16 protein-coding genes and 1 riboswitch are annotated in these 17824 nt (G+C 69.5%); of the genes, 9 read left to right on the forward strand and 7 right to left on the reverse strand.

The window, feature by feature from the left end; all coding sequences use genetic code 11:
• Positions 1–54 precede the first annotated feature (54 nt).
• Positions 55–498, reverse strand: coding sequence for a hypothetical protein (locus ACFV9W_RS34540; protein ID WP_385769169.1), 444 nt, complete (start codon positions 496–498; stop codon positions 55–57).
• Between the two features lie 126 nt (positions 499–624).
• Between ACFV9W_RS34540 and ACFV9W_RS34545 the strand changes: the two genes are divergently transcribed.
• Positions 625–1593 (forward strand): diacylglycerol/lipid kinase family protein, encoded by a 969-nt coding sequence (locus tag ACFV9W_RS34545; protein WP_385769171.1) that lies wholly within the window; start codon positions 625–627, stop codon positions 1591–1593.
• 320 nt (positions 1594–1913) lie between these two features.
• Positions 1914–2171 carry a WhiB family transcriptional regulator gene (locus tag ACFV9W_RS34550; protein ID WP_016639615.1) on the forward strand — a complete coding sequence of 86 codons (258 nt, stop codon included), beginning with the start codon at positions 1914–1916 and terminating at the stop codon, positions 2169–2171.
• 217 nt (positions 2172–2388) lie between these two features.
• On the opposite strand, the gene ACFV9W_RS34555 is transcribed toward ACFV9W_RS34550, so the two are convergent.
• Entirely contained in the window at positions 2389–3855 is a 1467-nt protein-coding gene (locus tag ACFV9W_RS34555; RefSeq protein WP_385769246.1) for a sensor histidine kinase, read from the reverse strand.
• A 393-nt stretch (positions 3856–4248) separates the two neighbouring features.
• Positions 4249–5313 carry an SIS domain-containing protein gene (locus ACFV9W_RS34560; RefSeq protein ID WP_385769173.1) on the reverse strand — a complete coding sequence of 355 codons (1065 nt, stop codon included), beginning with the start codon at positions 5311–5313 and terminating at the stop codon, positions 4249–4251.
• Between the two features lie 239 nt (positions 5314–5552).
• On the opposite strand from ACFV9W_RS34560, the gene nagB reads away from it, so the two are divergent.
• A complete protein-coding gene (nagB, locus tag ACFV9W_RS34565) occupies positions 5553–6338 on the forward strand; it encodes a glucosamine-6-phosphate deaminase (RefSeq protein ID WP_385769175.1) in 786 nt (261 codons plus the stop codon).
• A gap of 234 nt (positions 6339–6572) precedes the next feature.
• On the opposite strand, the gene ACFV9W_RS34570 is transcribed toward nagB, so the two are convergent.
• The 4 genes from ACFV9W_RS34570 to ACFV9W_RS34585 form a co-directional block, all read right to left on the reverse strand.
• Positions 6573–8057, reverse strand: coding sequence for a glycoside hydrolase family 3 protein (locus tag ACFV9W_RS34570; RefSeq protein ID WP_385769176.1), 1485 nt, complete (start codon positions 8055–8057; stop codon positions 6573–6575).
• 9 nt (positions 8058–8066) lie between these two features.
• Positions 8067–8933, reverse strand: coding sequence for a carbohydrate ABC transporter permease (locus ACFV9W_RS34575; RefSeq protein ID WP_385769178.1), 867 nt, complete (start codon positions 8931–8933; stop codon positions 8067–8069).
• Positions 8930–9883 (reverse strand): carbohydrate ABC transporter permease, encoded by a 954-nt coding sequence (locus ACFV9W_RS34580; protein ID WP_385769248.1) that lies wholly within the window; start codon positions 9881–9883, stop codon positions 8930–8932. The genes ACFV9W_RS34575 and ACFV9W_RS34580 overlap by 4 nt, the downstream gene beginning before the upstream one ends.
• Positions 9884–10046: 163 nt before the next feature.
• Positions 10047–11351, reverse strand: coding sequence for an extracellular solute-binding protein (locus ACFV9W_RS34585; protein ID WP_385769180.1), 1305 nt, complete (start codon positions 11349–11351; stop codon positions 10047–10049).
• 407 nt (positions 11352–11758) lie between these two features.
• Here ACFV9W_RS34585 and ACFV9W_RS34590 point away from each other — a divergent pair, with 407 nt between their 5' ends.
• The 6 genes from ACFV9W_RS34590 (at position 11759) to ACFV9W_RS34615 (ending at position 17595) form a co-directional block, all read left to right on the forward strand.
• Positions 11759–12523: a GntR family transcriptional regulator gene (locus ACFV9W_RS34590; RefSeq protein ID WP_385769182.1), complete on the forward strand. Its 765-nt coding sequence runs from the start codon at positions 11759–11761 to the stop codon at positions 12521–12523.
• A gap of 127 nt (positions 12524–12650) precedes the next feature.
• Positions 12651–14792, forward strand: coding sequence for a carbon starvation CstA family protein (locus ACFV9W_RS34595; RefSeq protein ID WP_385769184.1), 2142 nt, complete (start codon positions 12651–12653; stop codon positions 14790–14792).
• A complete protein-coding gene (locus ACFV9W_RS34600) occupies positions 14761–14964 on the forward strand; it encodes a YbdD/YjiX family protein (RefSeq protein WP_385769186.1) in 204 nt (67 codons plus the stop codon). The genes ACFV9W_RS34595 and ACFV9W_RS34600 overlap by 32 nt, the downstream gene beginning before the upstream one ends.
• 126 nt (positions 14965–15090) lie before the next feature.
• Positions 15091–15363 (forward strand): DUF3311 domain-containing protein, encoded by a 273-nt coding sequence (locus ACFV9W_RS34605; RefSeq protein WP_385769188.1) that lies wholly within the window; start codon positions 15091–15093, stop codon positions 15361–15363.
• Positions 15360–16991: a monocarboxylate uptake permease MctP gene (mctP, locus tag ACFV9W_RS34610; RefSeq protein ID WP_385769190.1), complete on the forward strand. Its 1632-nt coding sequence runs from the start codon at positions 15360–15362 to the stop codon at positions 16989–16991. Before ACFV9W_RS34605 ends, mctP begins: the two co-directional genes overlap by 4 nt.
• 103 nt (positions 16992–17094) lie before the next feature.
• Complete coding sequence (locus ACFV9W_RS34615) at positions 17095–17595, forward strand: GNAT family N-acetyltransferase (protein WP_385769192.1); 501 nt, start codon at positions 17095–17097, stop codon at positions 17593–17595.
• Between the two features lie 94 nt (positions 17596–17689).
• Positions 17690–17768, forward strand: a riboswitch (cobalamin riboswitch).
• The last annotated feature ends 56 nt before the right edge of the window (positions 17769–17824 follow it).

The raw sequence follows: 17824 nt of genomic DNA on the forward strand, positions 1-17824 counted from the left end.
GGCCCTGCGCGGATCCGCGCAGGGCGCCTTCTCGATGCGGGCTTGTCGTGCGAGCTACTGGGACGACCCCGGCGTACGGATGCCCAGGGCCTGCGTGGTCTCCCGGTTGACGAGCAGCACCAGCGCGCCGATCGACACGGCGGCGAGCGCGATGCCGCCCCCGATGGCCATGCTGTCGGCCTGCAGCAGCGTGTAGGCGACCGGCAGCGCCATGATCTGCGTGATGATCGCGGGGCCGCGGCTCCAGCTCTTGCGGGCGAGCAGTCCGCGCGCGGCGAACAGCGGCAGCAGCGCGAGCACGATGAGCGTGACACCGCCGGTGACGGCCTGCTCCGGGTTGTCGGGGTGCCCCGCCAGACCGGCGATCAGCATGTAGGCGCCGCCCACGACGAGCGCGAGCCCTTCGAGCCCGGCGAGGGCCGCTGCGGCGGTCAGCCGGCCGGGACGCGGGGCGTCGTCTTCGTCGGGCTCGGGGGCGGGGTTCTGCTCTGAGGTCACCTTTGCAGCGTAGCCGCCCGCCGATGCCGCCCCGAAGCCCGGACCCCGCGCGGAATCCGTGTGAACCCTCACCCGACGCCCACCTCGGTCTGGGCGCGATCAAGGGCGCTGGGTACGCTGCCTTGCATGCGTGCACTCCTCGTGGTCAATCCGGCGGCAACCACCACCAGCGCGCGCACGCGTGACGTGCTGATCCACGCGTTGGCGAGCGAGATGAAGCTCGAGGCCGTCACCACCGAGTACCGGGGCCACGCGCGCGACCTCGGCCGGCAGGCCGCGGAGAGCAAGGACATCGAGCTGGTCGTCGCCCTCGGCGGCGACGGCACGGTCAACGAGGTCGTGAACGGGCTGCTGCACAACGGGGTCGACCTCGACCGCCTCCCCGGCCTCGCCGTCGTCCCCGGCGGCTCCACGAACGTCTTCGCGCGCGCCCTCGGCCTGCCGAACCACCCCGTGGAGGCCACGGGACAGCTCCTGGACGCCCTGCGCGAGGGCCGGCGGCGCACGGTGGGCCTCGGCCTCGCCTCGGGCACCGCGGGCACGGAGGACGAGGGTGTGCCGTCCCGCTGGTTCACGTTCGCCTCGGGCCTCGGCTTCGACGCGGGCGTGGTCGGCCGGGTCGAGCAGCAGCGGGAGCGCGGCAAGCGTTCGACCCATGCCCTGTACGTGCGACAGGTGGTGCGGCAGTTCCTCGGCGAGGCCGACCGCCGGCACGGCACGATCACGCTCGAACGGCCGGGCGAGGATCCGGTCACCGATCTCGTGGTCTCCATAGTCAGCAACACGTCGCCGTGGTCCTTCCTGGGCAACCGGCCGCTGTACCCGACGCCCCAGGCGTCCTTCGACACCGGCCTTGACGTGCTGGGACTCAAGAAACTCTCGACTCCCGCGGTGGCCCGCTACGGCACCCAGCTGCTGGCTTCGACACCCGAACGCGGCCCGCACGGAAAGAACGCGGTCACGCTCCACGACCTGACCGACTTCACCTTGCATTCGAAGGCGCCCCTGCCCCTTCAGATGGACGGTGACCACCTGGGACTGCGGACCAGCGTGACGTTCACAGGCGTACGCCGTGCACTGCGTGTGATTGTGTGAGTGGAAGGGACTAAAGTCCTTCATCTCGAACGTTTGGGCTGGCATCCACCCCATGGAAGTACGGCTGTGACCTAGCCGACACCGAGGAATCAAAAAAAACTTTCCAGAAGGGGTTGTATCCGCCGCCGAGGTTTGCGAATCTCTACATGGCGCTCGGGACGGCCCGAAACATCGGCCCCACAGAGAGCCCGAATCCCCTCCCCAAAGCAACGGACACCCGTCGCAGATGTGACGTTCGTCCGGTTCATTTGTTGAGGGATTCGTGAAAGCGTTCACATTCACAAGCAACTTGCACGTAATACCAAGGAGAGGTAGCAGCCATGGACTGGCGTCACAACGCCGTTTGCCGCGAGGAAGACCCCGAGCTCTTCTTCCCCATCGGCAACACCGGTCCTGCGCTGCTGCAGATCGAGGAAGCCAAGGCCGTCTGCCGCCGCTGCCCCGTCATGGAGCAGTGCCTGCAGTGGGCGCTCGAGTCCGGCCAGGACTCCGGCGTCTGGGGTGGCCTCAGCGAGGACGAGCGCCGCGCGATGAAGCGCCGCGCCGCTCGCAACCGGGCCCGTCAGGCCTCCGCCTGATCCCCCACCCCGTTCGAGCCTGAGCCCGGCGGCGCGTACATCGAGTACGCATCTCCCGCCCCCGAGCCGCAGCGCGCAGTACCCCCGATGCTCCCCCAGGCTCAGCCCGGGACATGACCCGAGCAACGCGAGCAGTGAGCCCCGGACCGTACGACGGTCCGGGGCTCACTGCTGTTCGGGCATCGTCGGCCCGCGTCACCGCGCGTGCCGCGTACGGCTATTTGCTGCTGCGTACGGGGATGTCGAGGATGACCTGGGTGCCGCGCTCCGGTGCGGGCACCATGTCGAACGTTCCGCCGAGTTCGCCCTCCACCAGGGTGCGTACGATCTGCAGGCCCAGGTTCCCCGCGCGCTTCGGGTCGAAGTTCTCCGGCAGTCCTACGCCGTCGTCCTGGACGGTGACCAGGAGGCGGGCCTCCTTGCTGGTGCCGCCGCGCACGGCCGACACCTCGACGGTGCCGGTGTCGCCCTGCCGGAAGCCGTGCTCCAGCGCGTTCTGCAGCACCTCGGTGAGGACCATGGACAGCGGGGTGGCCACCTCGGCGTCGAGGATGCCGAAGTGGCCGGTGCGCCGGCCCACCACCTGACCCGGTGAGATCTCCGCCACCATGGCGAGCACCCGGTCGGCGATCTCGTCGAACTCCACGCGCTCGTCCAGGTTCTGGGAGAGCGTCTCGTGCACGATCGCGATGGAGCCGACCCGGCGGACCGCCTCCTCCAGTGCCTCGCGTCCCCGGTCGGAACCGATGCGGCGGGCCTGGAGACGGAGCAGGGCCGCGACCGTCTGGAGGTTGTTCTTCACCCGGTGGTGGATCTCCCGGATGGTCGCGTCCTTGGTGATCAACTCGCGTTCGCGGCGACGCAGTTCGGTGACGTCGCGCAGCAGGACCAGCGAACCGATGCGCGGCCCCTTGGGCTTGAGCGGGATCGCGCGCAGCTGGATCGAGCCCTCCTCGCCCTCGATCTCGAACTCGCGCGGCGCCCAGCCGCTGGCCACCTTGGCGAGCGCCTCGTCCACCGGGCCGCGCGACGGGGCGAGTTCGGCCGTCGTCGTGCCGAGGTGGTGGCCGACCAGATCGGCCTGGAAGCCCAACCGGTGGTACGCGGACAGGGCGTTGGGCGAGGCGTACTGGACCACGCCGTCCGCGTCGAGCCGGATCAGGCCGTCGCCCGCGCGCGGGGAGGCGTCCATGTCGACCTGCTGGTCCGGGAACGGGAAGGTGCCCGCCGCGATCATCTGCGCCAGGTCGGAGGCCGACTGGAGGTAGGTCAGTTCCAGGCGCGAGGGCGTGCGGACGGTCAGCAGGTTGGTGTTGCGCGCGATGACGCCGAGGACCCGGCCCTCCCTGCGTACGGGGATGGACTCCACCCGCACCGGGACCTCCTCGCGCCACTCGGGGTCGCCCTCGCGCACGATGCGGCCCTCGTCGAGCGCGACGTCCAGCATGGGGCGGCGGCCGCGCGGGACGAGGTGGCCGACCATGTCGTCCTGGTAGGACGTCGGACCGGTGTTGGGCCGCATCTGGGCCACGGAGACGTATCGCGTGCCGTCGTGGGTGGGGACCCACAGGACGAGGTCGGCGAAGGAGAGGTCGGAGAGCAACTGCCACTCCGAGACCAGCAGATGGAGCCACTCGAGATCGGAGTCACCGAGGGCGGTGTGCTGGCGGACGAGATCGTTCATGGAGGGCACGAGCCGAGCTTAACCGGCGGGGCGCGGGGGCCCGAAAAGCTCCGGGAGCCGAAGACTCCGGGGGCCGAAAGCTGCGGGGCCCGGAAAGACCGACGGGCCGCGGCGCCGGGGGTCGGGACCCTCAGCCCTTTCCCTGGCACCGCAGCCCTTCAGGTGCACCGGCTTCCAGGTGTGCGGTCCCGGCTGCCGATCGAGGATCCGACGCGGTCAGGGCAGAGAGCGTCGGTTCCTCTGTCCGTCCTCCTGTGCGGGGAGGGCGGAAGCCTCAGTTACGCATTGTGGACTAGACCATTCTCGTATGTCCATGCGTCTGCAGAGGTTTGTTCTCCGCATCCGCACTTGCTCAACGTACGACCTACCTCACGAGTGCCGGGCCGATTCGGTTCACCTGGTCTCCGTCACCTTCGCGAGGGCGCGCGGGGCGTCGGGGTCCTGGCCGCGGGCGATGGTCACCTCGTAGGCGAGGAGCTGGAGCGGCAGGATCTCGAGCACCGGCTGCACCTCCTCCGCCACCCCGGCGGTCGGCAGCACGAAGCCGGCGGAGGCGCGGGTCACCTGGGCCTCGGGGCCGACCACCATCAGATCGGCGCCGCGCCCGCGCAGCCGGTCGAGCACGGGCTGCAGGGCGTCCCCGCCCCGGCCGTCGGTGACCACGGCGATCACCGGAGAGATGTTGTCGACCATGGCGAGCGGGCCGTGCAGCAGATCGGCGCCGGAGTACGCGAGGGCGGGGATGTAGCTGGTCTCCATCAGCTTGAGGGCCGCTTCCTTGGCGGTCGGATAGCCGTAGCCGCGGGAGGTGATCACCATGCGCCCGGCGAAGCGGTAGCGGGCCGCGAGCGTGCGAACCTCGTCCTGGCGGGCCAGGATCCGGTCGGCGTGGTCGGGCAGCACGGCCGCGGCCGCCCCGTCGCCGCCCCGCAGGCCCTCCACGAAGAGGTACAGGGCGAGCAGCGAGGCGGTGTACGTCTTCGTCGCGGGCAGCGCCTTCTCGGGCCCGGCCATGATGTCGATGTGGTGCTCGGAGACGGCGGCCAGCGGGGAGTCCGGATTGTTGGTCACGGCGAGGGTGATCGCGCCGGCCTCGCGGGCGGCCTTCGTGGAGGCGACCAGGTCGGGCGAGCCGCCGGACTGGCTGACCGTGATCACGAGGACGTCGCGGAGATCGGGGCGGGCGCCGTAGGCCGTCGTGGTGGACATCGAGGCGAGGCCGCAGGGCAGACCGAGGCGGATCTCCAGCAGGTACTTGGCGTAGAGCGCGGCATGGTCGGAGGTGCCGCGGGCGGTGAGCAGGACGAAGCGGGGGGCGCGGTCGGCGACGCGGCGGGCCACGTCCTGGATGCGCGGGGCGCCGTCGGCGAGGAGGCGCCGCAGCACGTCGGGCTGCTCGTGCATCTCCCGCGTCATGATCCGGCCGGGGCGCTCCGGGACGGGCGGGGTGGCGGTCATACGGGCACCTCCGGTGGGGCGACGGGGGCCGGGCCGGATTCCGGGTCCCGGGCACCTTCCACTGTGGCCGCACCGTGCCCGCGCCGCCCACCGGACGCTTCGAGGTGCCGGGCCCCGGCGCAGCGCCGAGCATGGACGAAGAGGTGTGGTGAAGGGCCTGACCGGCGGGGTCGCGCTCTGTTAGATTGGTCTATACCACATGTCATCCCGTCTCCTCTGACCAGAACGGCAGGCCCAGCGTGGAAGTTGTGATCGTTCCGGACGCCAAGGCAGGTGGCGAGCTGATCGCCGAGGCCATGGCCCAGCTGCTGCGGCGCAAGCCCGACGCACTGCTCGGTGTGGCCACCGGCTCGACTCCGCTGCCCATCTACGAGGCATTGGCGGACCGGGTGAGCGCCGGTGCGGTCGACGCGTCGAAGGCACGGATCGCCCAGCTCGACGAGTACGTGGGGCTGCCGACCGGGCACCCCGAGTCGTACCGGGCGACCGTGTTGCGGCAGGTCGTCGAGCCGCTCGGGCTGAGCGAGGCGGCTTTCATGGGCCCCGACGGCAGCGCCGCCGACGTGCAGGCCGCATGCGAGGCGTACGACAGCGCGCTCGTCGAGGCCGGGGGCGTGGACCTGCAGCTGCTCGGGATCGGCACGGACGGGCACATCGGGTTCAACGAGCCGTGTTCCTCGCTCGCGTCGCGGACCCGGATCAAGACGCTGACCGAGCAGACCATCGCGGACAACGCGCGGTTCTTCGACGGGGACCTGAGCCAGGTGCCGCGGCATGTGATCACGCAGGGCATCGGGACGATCCTGGAGGCGCGGCACCTGGTGCTGCTCGCCACCGGTGAGGGCAAGGCGGACGCGGTGGCCGCGACCGTCGAGGGGCCGGTCGCCTCCGTGGTGCCGGCCTCCGCGTTGCAGCTGCACCCGCATGCGACGGTCGTGGTCGACGAGGCGGCGGCGTCGAAGCTGAAGCTCGCGGACTACTTCCGGCACACGTACGCCAACAAGCCGGAGTGGCAGGGGCTGTAGGCCCCGCCCCCCCCTACGTGACGGTGCCGGTCACCCCTTTTTCGGGGTGACCGGCACCGTTGCGTGTGCCCGGGAGGCGGGGTGGGCGCCCGTCGAGGGCGCTGGCCGCGCCGGGGTGCCGCCTTGCCCACCCAGCCGCCCAAGGCGGCAGATTGCCCAAGGCGGCAAGGCGGCAAGGCGGCAAGGCGGCAAGGCGGCAAGGCGGCGGATTGCCCAAGGTGGCGGGGCGGGGCGTCAAGCTCCGACGATCGCCTCCGCCGCGGCGACCCCGCAGACCCGCGCCGCACCGTGCGTCGCGATGTGCAGTGCGCCGCGCGGTGCGGCCTGGGGGACTCCCATCTCCACGACGACCGTGTCCGGGCGGGCGGCCAGCAGGTCGTCCAGGGCCCGGGCCATCCACGGGTGCCGGTGCTCGTCGCGGACCACCGCCACCACACGCCGCTCCCCCGCGGCGGCCAGGGCGGCGGAGCCCGCGTCGGGGCCGGTGTAGGAGCCGGTCGTGGTGCCGGGCAGCAGGCGTTCGAGCTCGGCGGCGACGCCCCAGGGGGTCTCGTCGCCGACCGCGATGTTGGCGACGGGCGTGAAGGCCGCGACGTGCACGGGCCCCGTCGCCGCGGCCGTGTGCTCCCCGCGCGTCACCGTGACCGCTCGGCGCGCCGCGTCGAGCCCCACCTCGGGGTTGCTCTCCACGGCCCCGGTACGGGCCGAGGCCGTCGCCCACTTCGACAGCGCGCGGACCCGCGCCGCCGCGTCCGCGAGGCGCTCCTCCGGCAGCTCACCGGAGCGCACCGCGCCCACGAGGGCGTCGCGCAGCCGCAGCACCGTGTCGTCGTCGGCGAGTCCGCCGCCCACACAGATCGCGTCGGCGCCCGCGGCGATGGCGAGGACGCTGCCGCGCTCGATCCCGTACGTGGCGGAGATGGCCTGCATCTCCATGCCGTCCGTGACGATCAGGCCCTCGTAGCCGAACTCCTCGCGCAGCAGGCCGGTGAGGATGCGACGCGACAACGTTGCCGGGTACTCCGGGTCGAGCGCGGGCACCAGGATGTGCGCGCTCATCACGGCCCGCGAGCCCGCCGCGATGGCCGCGCGGAACGGGGCGAGGTCACGGGCGTGCAGCACGTCCAGGCCGGCGTCGATGCGCGGCACGGAGTGGTGCGAGTCGACCGCCGTGTCCCCGTGGCCCGGGAAGTGCTTCGCGCAGGCGGCGACGCCGGCGGACTGCAGGCCCTCGACGTACGCGGCGGTGTGCCGGGCCACCAGGGCGGGGTCCGCGCCGAAGGAACGTACGCCGATCACCGGGTTGTCCGGGTTGGCGTTGACGTCTGCGGAGGGCGCCCAGTTGAGGTTGACCCCGCACTCGGCGAGGCGGCGGCCGAGCTCGGCGGCGACCGCGCGGGTCAGCGCCGCGTCGTCGACCGCGCCGAGCGCGTGGTTGCCCGGGAAGGAGGAGCCGGTGCGGACCTCCAGGCGGGTGACGTCGCCGCCCTCCTCGTCGATGGCGACCAGGACGTCGCCGCGCTCGGACCGCAGCTGGGCGGTGAGGGCGGCCAGTTGCTCGGGAGTGGCGATATTGCGCCCGAACAGCCCGACCGACGCGAGTCCCTCGCCGAGCCGGCGCAGCAGCCAGTCGGGCGCCGATGTGCCGGTGAACCCGGGCTGGAGGACGGTCAGGGCGTCGCGCGTCAGAGTGTCGGTACCACGTGTCAATGTCGTCATCTGGTGGCGTTATCCCTTCACGGCGCCGGAAGTGAGTCCCGTGGCCATCTTCTTCTGGATGAACATGAAGAAGACCACCACCGGCAGAGCGATCATCGTGGACGCGGCCATCAACGCGCCGTAGTCGGTGCCTCGTTCGGTCGTGAACGTCATCAGCCACACGTTGAGCGTGTACTTCGAGTCCTCGTTCATCAGGATGTACGCGAACAGGTACTCGTTCCACGCGTTGACGAGGGCGAAGATCGAGGAGGCGGCGAGGCCGGGGGCGAGCAGCGGGAAGACGACGCGGCGGAACGCGGCCATGCGCGTACAGCCGTCGACCATCGCCGACTCCTCCAGCTCCACGGGGATGTTGACCACGAAGCCGCGGATCATCACCGTGGCGAAGGGCAGCGTGGAGACGAGATAGACGACGATGACGCCCCAGTACTCGTTGAGTCCGCCCATCGCGTTGAGCTGGGTGTAGATGGGGATGAGCATCGCGGTCGGCGGCAGCATCTGGACCAGGATCATCGCCATGAGCAGTGCGCGCCGGCCGGTGAAGCGGAAGCGGCCGATGGCGAGCGCGGCGAGGGTCGCGATGACCATGCCGCCGACGACGGCGGTGATCGAGATGATGAGGCTGGACTCGATCGCGGTGCCGAAGTTCGGCTGCTTCACGGCGCGGGCGAAGTTGTCGAAGGTGATCGACGACGGCCACAGCGTCTGGTCGTAGGACCGGATCTCGTGGTTGGGGCGCAGTGCCGAGATGATCAGCCAGTAGACCGGGAAGGCCATCACGACGGCGATGACGAGCCCGAGGACGTTGAAGCCGAGCCTGGTCTTCTTGCGGTCGGGGCGCAGCCCCTCCTTGACCGGTGCGGTGGAGGCGCTCATTCGACCTCTCCTGTCTTCATGAGCTGGCGCAGGTAGTACACGGCCACCCCGGAGAGCAGCAGCACGGTGATCAGGGCGATCGCGGTGCCCTGGCTGAAGGACGTCGAGGTGAACGCCTTGGAGAAGGAGTAGAGACCGAGGGTCTCGTAGTCGGGTTCGGGCTTGTTGCCGCGCAGCAGCCAGATCTGCCCGAAGACGTTGAAGTCCCAGATCACCGAGAGCGTGGTGACCATGATGAAGACGGGCTTGATGACCGGCCAGGTGACGAAGCGGAAGACGCCGATGGCGGTGGCGCCGTCGAGCTGGGCCGCCTCCTCCAGCTCCGCGGGGACCTGGGTGAGGGCCGCGTACAGGGTGATCACGACGAACGGGACGGCGCCCCAGATGACGAGCGCGGCGATGATCGAGAAGCCCTGCAGGGGGTCGAGGAACCAGTTGTGGCCGAGGAAGTCCTCGCCGGCGACCTTGGCGATGAGCGTGTTGATCAGGCCGTAGTCGGAGTCGGCCAGCCAGCGGAAGATCGACGAGGCGACGAGCAGCGGCATCGACCAGGCGGCGATCAGGGCCGTGGTGAGCGTGAGCCGCACCCAGGTCGACAGGCGCAGCATCAGCAGGGAGATCAGCAGGCCGATCGCCATGGTGAGCGCGACGCAGACCACCATGAAGACCACCGTGCGGACGGTGACCTGCCAGAACTCGGCGTCGCCGAGGATGTTGGTGAACTGGTCGAGGCCGACCCACGGCGGGCTGTCACCCGTCCACAGCTCGCGGCGCCCCATGTCCTGGAAGGACATGAGCACGGTCTTGACCAGGGGGTACGCATAGACGGCGGCCAGCGCGACGATCGCCGGCAGGATCAGGAGGTAAGGGAGCGACGCCCCCTTCTTCCGCGGGGGGCGGCGGCCGGGGCCGCGGGGGCCCTTGCTGCCCTTGATGCCTTTGGTGAGCACGTCCCCTTCCGGGGTGCCCGCCGCGAGGGGCGGTGGCCCGGCGGCCTTGGTGTCGGCGGCAGTCACGTGGCTGACCTTTCTCGTTCTCTGCGAAACGGAGAAGAGGTGGAACGGCGGGGCCGGTCGGTGCCGGCCCCGCCCCTCGCTCCGGAGCCCCGAAGGCTCAGGACTCCTTGTTGATCAGCTCGTCGATCTTGGCGTCGGCCGCCTTGGTGGCCGTGGCGACGGACTTGCCCTTGAGGATGTCGAGAAGCATGTTCTTCAGGACCTCCTCCTTCTCGATCGCGGTCCAGCCCGGGGCGATCGGCGTGAACCAGGCGCTCTCCACCGCGTTGGCCGCGGCCTCGGTCTCCGCCTTCTCCTTGAGCGGCTGCAGCTGCTTGGTGTTGCTCGGCAGCACGTTCTTGGAGGTGAGGACGGACTGGGACTTCTCGCTCGTGAACATGGAGATCCAGTCCTCGGCGAGGTCCGCGTTCTTCGACTTCTGCGTCACCGCGAGGTCGGAGCCGCCGACGAAGGACGGCAGGGTCTTGCCGTTCGGGCCCGGCATGGAGGCGACGGCGATCTTGTCCTTCAGCTTCGGGTTGCCGTTGGCCTTGCCGTCGACGACGGAGCCGGCCTCCCAGCCGTTGCCGTACAGGACGCCGGCCTTCTCGTTGGCCATCACGTTGGCGTGGTCCTGCTCGTCCTTGGTGATGTCGCCCTTGTTGTACTTCTTCACCAGGTCGATGAAGTGCTGGATGCCCTCCTGCGACTTGGCGTCGGAGAGGGTGCCCTTCCACTTCTTGGAGGCGTCGTCGTACGAGGCGATGCTGCCGCCGTACGCCTCGACGTAGGACATGGCGGCGTACCAGTAGCGGCCCGGCAGGTACAGCGACGAGAAGCGCTTGTCCTTCGCGCCCTGCTTCGCCGTCTCCTTGTCCATCGCCTTGAGGAACGCGGCCTCGTCGGTGGGCAGCTTGTCGGAGCCGGTGGCCGACTTCAGCAGGTCCTTGTTGTAGATGGCGACGCGCGCGCTGGAGTAGTACGGGACGCAGTACATCTTGCCCTCGAAGGAGCAGGTGTCCTTGAGGCCCTTGATCCAGGTGTCGCTGTTGTCGTACTTCTTCGGGTCGATCTCGGCGAGCGCCCCGTTGAGGATGTACTGCATGGTCTCGGTGTTGCCGAGCTCGACGACGTCCGGGAACTTGTCGCCGCCCAGGGCGGTGTCGAGCTTCTTGGCCTTGTCCGCCCACTGCTGGTACGAGACGTTGACCTTGACCTTCGGGTACTTCTTCTTGAACTGCGCGTTGACGTCCTTGACCAGGCCGGGCCAGGTGCTCTGCGCGTCCACCATCAGCCAGACCGTGACGTCGCCGGTGCGGTCCTTCGGGTCCTTGCCGGCGTCGCTGCCGCCTTCGCCCCCGCACGCCGCGACCGCGGACATCATGGCCGCGACACCAACGGCCGCTATGAGCTTGCGCTTCATGTCACCCTCCTCAGGGATGCCTGCAACCCCCCACCCACAGCGATGACATACGGCGCAAACGCATCTGCGTACGCGGATACGGCTGATGGGACTGGGACCTGATCTTTAATGGTGTAGACCAGTACGGGGAGCTTGGCCCAGACCAATAGGGCTGTCAAGGGTCGGCGGGAACGGGCTCCGCGTCCGTTATCGGAACGACACCCGGCAGGCGGGACACGGCCGTTGGGCCCTTCGGGCAACTCCGGCGGGTGGACTAGACCAGACGGTCACCGGGCGGTATAAGAAGGGATCACGGTGCGTGCGAGAAGGCTCAAAGGGAGTTCCTCCGAGCGAGCCGTGCCACGATGTGAGCCGTGGCCGACGGGGGCGAAAAGGTCGCATCGGCACCGGAGCCGGGAAGGCGGAGCATGAGCACCGACGTCAGCAGTGTGGAGAACGAGAGCGGGGCGCCCGTCCGCACCGCACGCGTGCCCAAGTACTACCGCCTCAAGAAGCACCTGCTCGACATGACGGAGACGCTGCCGCCCGGCACCCCCGTACCGCCGGAGCGCACGCTCGCCTCCGAGTTCGACACCTCCCGCACCACCGTCCGCCAGGCGCTCCAGGAGCTCGTCGTCGAGGGCCGGCTCGAGCGGATCCAGGGCAAGGGCACCTTCGTCGCCAAGCCCAAGGTCTCCCAGGCGCTCCAACTCACCTCGTACACCGAGGACATGCGGGCCCAGGGCCTGGAGCCGACCTCGCAGCTGCTCGACATCGGCTACGTCACCGCCGACGAGACGCTCGCCCACCTCCTCGACATCACCGCGGGCGGCCGCGTCCTGCGCATCGAGCGACTGCGCCTCGCCAGCGGGGAGCCGATGGCGATCGAGACCACGCATCTGTCGGCCAAGCGCTTCCCGGCGCTGCGCCGCAGCCTCGCCAAGTACACCTCCCTCTACACGGCGCTCGCCGAGGTCTACGACGTGCACCTCGCGGAGGCCGAGGAGACCATCGAGACCTCCCTCGCCACACCGCGCGAGGCGGGCCTGCTCGGCACGGACGTGGGCCTGCCGATGCTGATGCTCTCCCGCCACTCGATCGACGGCTCGGGCCAGCCGGTGGAGTGGGTGCGGTCGGTGTACCGCGGCGACCGGTACAAGTTCGTGGCGCGCCTGAAGCGGCCGGCCGACTAGCCGTCGCAGTGGACCCAACCCCCTTGCCCGATAACGGAGTAGACGCTTTCCGGCACGCGGTGTAGCGCAGCTCACACCCACTGGCTTACGGTCCTCCCGTCGTCGCATGGACGGGGAGGACAGATCGGTGCGTACCGCGTCTCCTAGAACCATCGTTTTGTGGACCGTCGTCGCCCTGGTGGGCGCGGCCGGCTGGTCCGTACTCGCGCTCTCCCGCGGCGAGGAGGTCTCCGCCGCCTGGATGGTGGCCGCCGCCCTCGGGACGTACGCCATCGCCTACCGCTTCTACGCGAAGTTCATCGCGTACAAGGTCCTGAAGGTCGACGCGAAACGGGCCACGCCCGCCGAGCGGCTCAACAACGGCATGGACTTCCACCCCACCGACCGGCGGGTGCTCCTCGGGCACCACTTCGCGGCCATCGCGGGGGCGGGCCCGCTGGTGGGACCCGTGCTCGCGGCACAGATGGGGTATCTGCCGGGCACCATCTGGATCATCGTCGGCGTGATCTTCGCGGGCGCGGTGCAGGACATGGTCGTGCTGTTCTTCTCGACGCGGCGCGACGGGCGCTCGCTCGGGCAGATGGCGCGCGAGGAGATCGGCCCGTTCGGCGGGGCCGCGGCCCTGGTCGCCGCCTTCGCCATCATGATCATCCTGCTCGGGGTGCTCGCCCTGGTCGTGGTGAACGCGCTGGCCGAGTCGCCGTGGGGCACCTTCTCCATCGCGATGACCATCCCGATCGCGCTGCTCATGGGCTTCTATCTGCGGGTGCTGCGCCCCGGGCGGGTCACCGAGGTCTCGCTCATCGGCGTCGCGCTGCTGCTGATCGCGCTCGTCGCGGGCCGCTGGGTCGCCGAGTCCTCCTGGGCGGACACCTTCACGCTCGCGCCGTCCACGCTCGTGATCTGGATGGTGATCTACGGGTTCGTGGCCTCGGTCCTGCCGGTGTGGATGCTGCTCGCGCCGCGCGACTACCTGTCCACGTTCATGAAGCTGGGCACCATCGGGCTGCTCGCCATCGGCGTCGTCGTCGCGCTGCCGACCATGAAGATGGACGCGGTCACCGACTTCGCCTCGCGCGGCGACGGCCCGGTCTTCGCGGGCTCGCTCTTCCCCTTCGTCTTCATCACCATCGCGTGCGGCGCGCTCTCCGGCTTCCACGCGCTGATCTCCTCCGGCACGACGCCGAAGATGATCCAGAAGGAGACGCAGGTCCGGATGATCGGCTACGGCTCCATGCTCATGGAGTCGTCCGTGGCCGTGATGGCGCTCGTCGCCGCGTCGATCATCGACCCCGGCCTGTACTTCGCGATGAACGCGCCCGCCGGAGTCATCGGCGACAGCGTGCAGTCCGCGTCCCAGGCCGTCGCGGGCTTCGGGTACTCGATCTCCCCCGCCGAGCTGGCGCAGGCCGCGAAGAACGTCGAGGAGTCCAGCCTGCTGTCCCGTACGGGCGGTGCGCCGACGCTCGCCGTCGGCGTCTCGGAGATCTTCTCGCAGGTCACCGGGGGCGGGCTGCGCTCCTTCTGGTACCACTTCGCGATCATGTTCGAGGCGCTGTTCATCCTGACCGCGCTCGACGCGGGCACCCGCGTGGGCCGCTTCATGCTCCAGGACATGCTCGGCAACGTCTACAAGCCGTTCAAGAACATCAGCTGGAAGCCGGGCCTGCTGATCACCAGCGCGATCGTCGTCGGCCTGTGGGGCTACTTCCTGTGGGTCGGCGTGCACGAGCCGCTCGGCGGGATCAACCAGCTCTTCCCGATCTTCGGCATCTCCAACCAGCTGCTCGCCGCGGTCGCCCTCGCCGTCTGCACGACGCTCCTCGTGAAGTCGGGGCGGCTCAAGTGGGCCTGGATCACCGGGGTTCCGCTGATCTGGGACACCGTCGTGACGCTGACCGCGAGCTGGCAGAAGGTGTTCTCCTCCGACCCGCGCGTCGGCTTCTTCCAGCAGCGCTCGAACTACCAGGACGCCATCGACGCGGGCAAGATCCTGCCGCCCGCCAAGTCCATGGACGACATGCACACCGTGGTCACCAACTCCACGGTGGACGGCGTCCTTTCGGCCGCGCTCGCCCTCCTCATCGTCGTGGTGGTTCTCGACGCGCTGCGGGTATGCGTGAAGCACGTACGGAACCCGCAGTCCTCGAAGCTGAGCGAGGCGCCGTACGTCGAGTCCACGCTGGTGGCACCGGCCGGGCTCGTCCCCACGCAGCAGGAGAAGGCGGAGGCGCGCGATGCCGGCGTCGGCAGTGCTACGGGTGGCTAGGTATGTCCGCTGGTTCGTCCGGGAGTTGACGGACGAGAGCGCGTACGAGCGGTACGTGGCGCACGTCGGGGAGACCCACCCCGGTGCGCCCGTGCCGTCCCGGCGCGACTTCGAGCGCATGCGGACGGACCGGCAGGAATCGGATCCCCGGCAGGGGTTCCGCTGCTGCTGAACCGGGTTGGGGGCACGTCCGTTATCCGGACGGGGGTTCCGTAGATCAAGACTCTCGCTTAGATTTCCCGCACGTTAAGCATGAGATAAGTGGGATCTCTGATGAGCGAGGGGAACGGAACCGCGAATGTCCGATGCGCCTGAAGTGAAACAACCGGTGGTCACGCCGGTACGCGTGATCATTGCACTCTGTCTGGTCGCACCGTTCGTCGCGATGCTCTGGGTCAGCTCGTACGCCAAGGTCGAACCGGCCCTCATCGGCATCCCGTTCTTCTACTGGTACCAGATGCTCTGGGTGCTCGTCTCGACCGCGCTCACGATGATCGCGTACAAGCTGTGGCAGCGCGATCAGCGCGCCCGTAAGGCCACTTCGGCCACTTCGGAAGGGGCGGGCGCGTGAACGGCGGCGTCAACGGTGTCGCGCTCACCGTCTTCATCTTCTTCTTCGCGGCCGTCACGGTCATGGGCTTCCTCGCCGCGCGCTGGCGGAAGGCCGAGAACGAGGCGTCCCTGGACGAATGGGGCCTGGGCGGCCGCTCGTTCGGCACCTGGGTCACCTGGTTCCTGCTCGGCGGCGACCTCTACACCGCGTACACCTTCGTCGCCGTCCCCGCGGCGATCTACGCGGCCGGTGCCGCCGGCTTCTTCGCGGTGCCGTACACGATCCTCGTGTACCCGCTGATCTTCACGTTCCTGCCGCGCCTGTGGTCGGTCTCGCACAAGCACGGGTACGTGACCACCTCCGACTTCGTGCGCGGGCGCTTCGGCTCCAAGGGCCTCTCGCTCGCGGTCGCCGTCACCGGCATCCTCGCCACCATGCCGTACATCGCGCTCCAACTGGTCGGCATCCAGGCCGTCCTGGACGTGATGGGCGTCGGCGGCGGCGAGGACACCAACTGGTTCATCAAGGACCTGCCGCTGCTGCTCGCCTTCGGCGTGCTGGCCGCGTACACGTACTCGTCCGGCCTGCGGGCGCCCGCGCTGATCGCGTTCGTCAAGGACGGACTGATCTACCTGGTGATCGCGGTCGCCATCATCTACATCCCGATCAAGCTCGGCGGCTTCGAGCAGATCTTCTCGGCGGCGGGCGACAAGTTCGACGCCGCGAACGAGGCGGCGGGCAAACCGGTCGCGGGGCTCGCACCCGGTTCCTCGGGCACCTGGACGTACGCGACACTCGCGCTCGGCTCCGCGCTCGCGCTGTTCATGTACCCGCACTCGATCACGGCGACGCTGTCCTCCAAGAGCCGCAACGTGATCCGCCGCAACACCACGATCCTGCCGCTGTATTCGCTGATGCTGGGCCTGCTCGCGCTGCTGGGCTTCATGGCCATCGCGGCCGGGATCAAGGTGCAGAACGGGCAGTTGGCGATCCCGCAGCTGTTCGAGGACATGTTCCCCGACTGGTTCACGGGCGTCGCGTTCGCCGCCATCGGCATCGGCGCGCTGGTCCCCGCGGCCATCATGTCGATCGCCGCGGCGAACCTGTTCACGCGCAACATCTACAAGGACTTCATCAAGCCGGACGCGACGGCCGCGCAGGAGACCAAGGTCTCCAAGCTGGTGTCGCTGCTCGTGAAGGTGGGCGCGCTGGCCTTCGTCCTGACCATGGACAAGACCGTCGCGATCAACTTCCAGCTGCTCGGCGGCATCTGGATCCTCCAGACCTTCCCGGCCCTCGTCGGCGGCCTGTTCACCCGCTGGTTCCACCGCTGGGCGCTGCTCGCCGGCTGGGCGGTCGGCATGGTGTACGGCACGCTCGCCGCGTACGGCGTCGCGTCGCCGACGCAGAAGCACTTCGGCGGCTCGTCGGCGGAGATCCCCGGCATCGGCCAGATCGGCTACATCGGCATGACGGCGTTCGTCCTCAACGTCGTCGTCACCGTCGTCCTGACCTTCGTCCTCAAGGCGTTCAAGGCCCCGGAGGGCGTCGACGAGACCTCGCCCGAGGACTACACGGCCGACGCGGGCGACAAGGGCGTCCAGGTCGACCTGCCGAAGGTCGGCGCGCAGGCGTCGGGCCACTAGGCACATACCGCTGAACGCTTCGGGCCCCTCCATCGCGGAGGGGCCCGAAGCATTTTCCGGAAACCGTTGCGACCACGGCCGGACGTCGCGTAACGATGGCGTCGTGATCAGAACAGTGCGCCCCGATGAGTACGCCGCGCTCGGCGAGTTGAGTGCCCGCGCCTACCTGGGCAGTGGCCTCCTCGCGTTCGGCGAGGACGACTGGTACGCCGCCGAACTGCGCGACGTCGAGAAACGCGCGCGGCAGGCCGAGGTGCTCGTCGCCGAGGGGCCGGAGGGCCGGGTCCTCGGCGGCGTCACCTACGTCCCCGCGCACGACCAGCCGTACGCGGAGGTCTCCCGCGCCGGCGAGGCCGAGTTCCGGATGCTCGCGGTCGACGTCGAGGCGCGCGGCAAGGGCGTCGGCGAGGCACTCGTGCGGGCCGTGATCGACCGGGCCCGCGCGGCGGGCAAGTCGGCGGTGGTGCTGCGCACCCAGCCGCTCGCGACCGCCTCGCACCGCCTCTACGAGCGGCTCGGCTTCACCCGGATCCCGGACCGCGACTGGGCCCCGATCCCGGAAGTGACGCTCCGCGCGTACGAGTTGAAGCTGGCGGCCGACTGAGACGGCGGGTGCACCAGAGGAACGCCGACACAACATATGGGGCTGACGCGAAAGCCCGACACAACATGTATGCTCGCTCTCGCTGTCACCACAGGGGAATCCGGTGCGAATCCGGAACTGTCCCGCAACGGTGTGCGTAGGCGTACAAAAACGCCCGCGCGAGTCCGATGACCTGTCGACGGCACGCCCGAGCCGTCCGGCCCGGGCGTCGACGACGTCCGGGCCTCGC

It is taken from the genome of Streptomyces sp. NPDC059897, assembly GCF_042730865.1.
Classification (GTDB): Bacteria; Actinomycetota; Actinomycetes; order Streptomycetales; family Streptomycetaceae; genus Streptomyces.

Bases quoted from the DNA above. Each gene is read 5' to 3' on its own strand.
- ACFV9W_RS34545 (WP_385769171.1), top strand. From the start codon at position 625: ATGCGTGCACTCCTCGTGGTCAATCCGGCGGCAACCACCACCAGCGCG.
- ACFV9W_RS34550 (WP_016639615.1), top strand. From the start codon at position 1,914: ATGGACTGGCGTCACAACGCCGTTTGCCGCGAGGAAGACCCCGAGCTC.
- ACFV9W_RS34555 (WP_385769246.1), bottom strand. From the start codon at position 3,855: ATGAACGATCTCGTCCGCCAGCACACCGCCCTCGGTGACTCCGATCTC.
- ACFV9W_RS34560 (WP_385769173.1), bottom strand. From the start codon at position 5,313: ATGACCGCCACCCCGCCCGTCCCGGAGCGCCCCGGCCGGATCATGACG.
- ACFV9W_RS34570 (WP_385769176.1), bottom strand. From the start codon at position 8,057: ATGACGACATTGACACGTGGTACCGACACTCTGACGCGCGACGCCCTG.
- ACFV9W_RS34575 (WP_385769178.1), bottom strand. From the start codon at position 8,933: ATGAGCGCCTCCACCGCACCGGTCAAGGAGGGGCTGCGCCCCGACCGC.
- ACFV9W_RS34585 (WP_385769180.1), bottom strand. From the start codon at position 11,351: ATGAAGCGCAAGCTCATAGCGGCCGTTGGTGTCGCGGCCATGATGTCC.
- ACFV9W_RS34590 (WP_385769182.1), top strand. From the start codon at position 11,759: ATGAGCACCGACGTCAGCAGTGTGGAGAACGAGAGCGGGGCGCCCGTC.
- ACFV9W_RS34600 (WP_385769186.1), top strand. From the start codon at position 14,761: ATGCCGGCGTCGGCAGTGCTACGGGTGGCTAGGTATGTCCGCTGGTTC.
- ACFV9W_RS34605 (WP_385769188.1), top strand. From the start codon at position 15,091: ATGTCCGATGCGCCTGAAGTGAAACAACCGGTGGTCACGCCGGTACGC.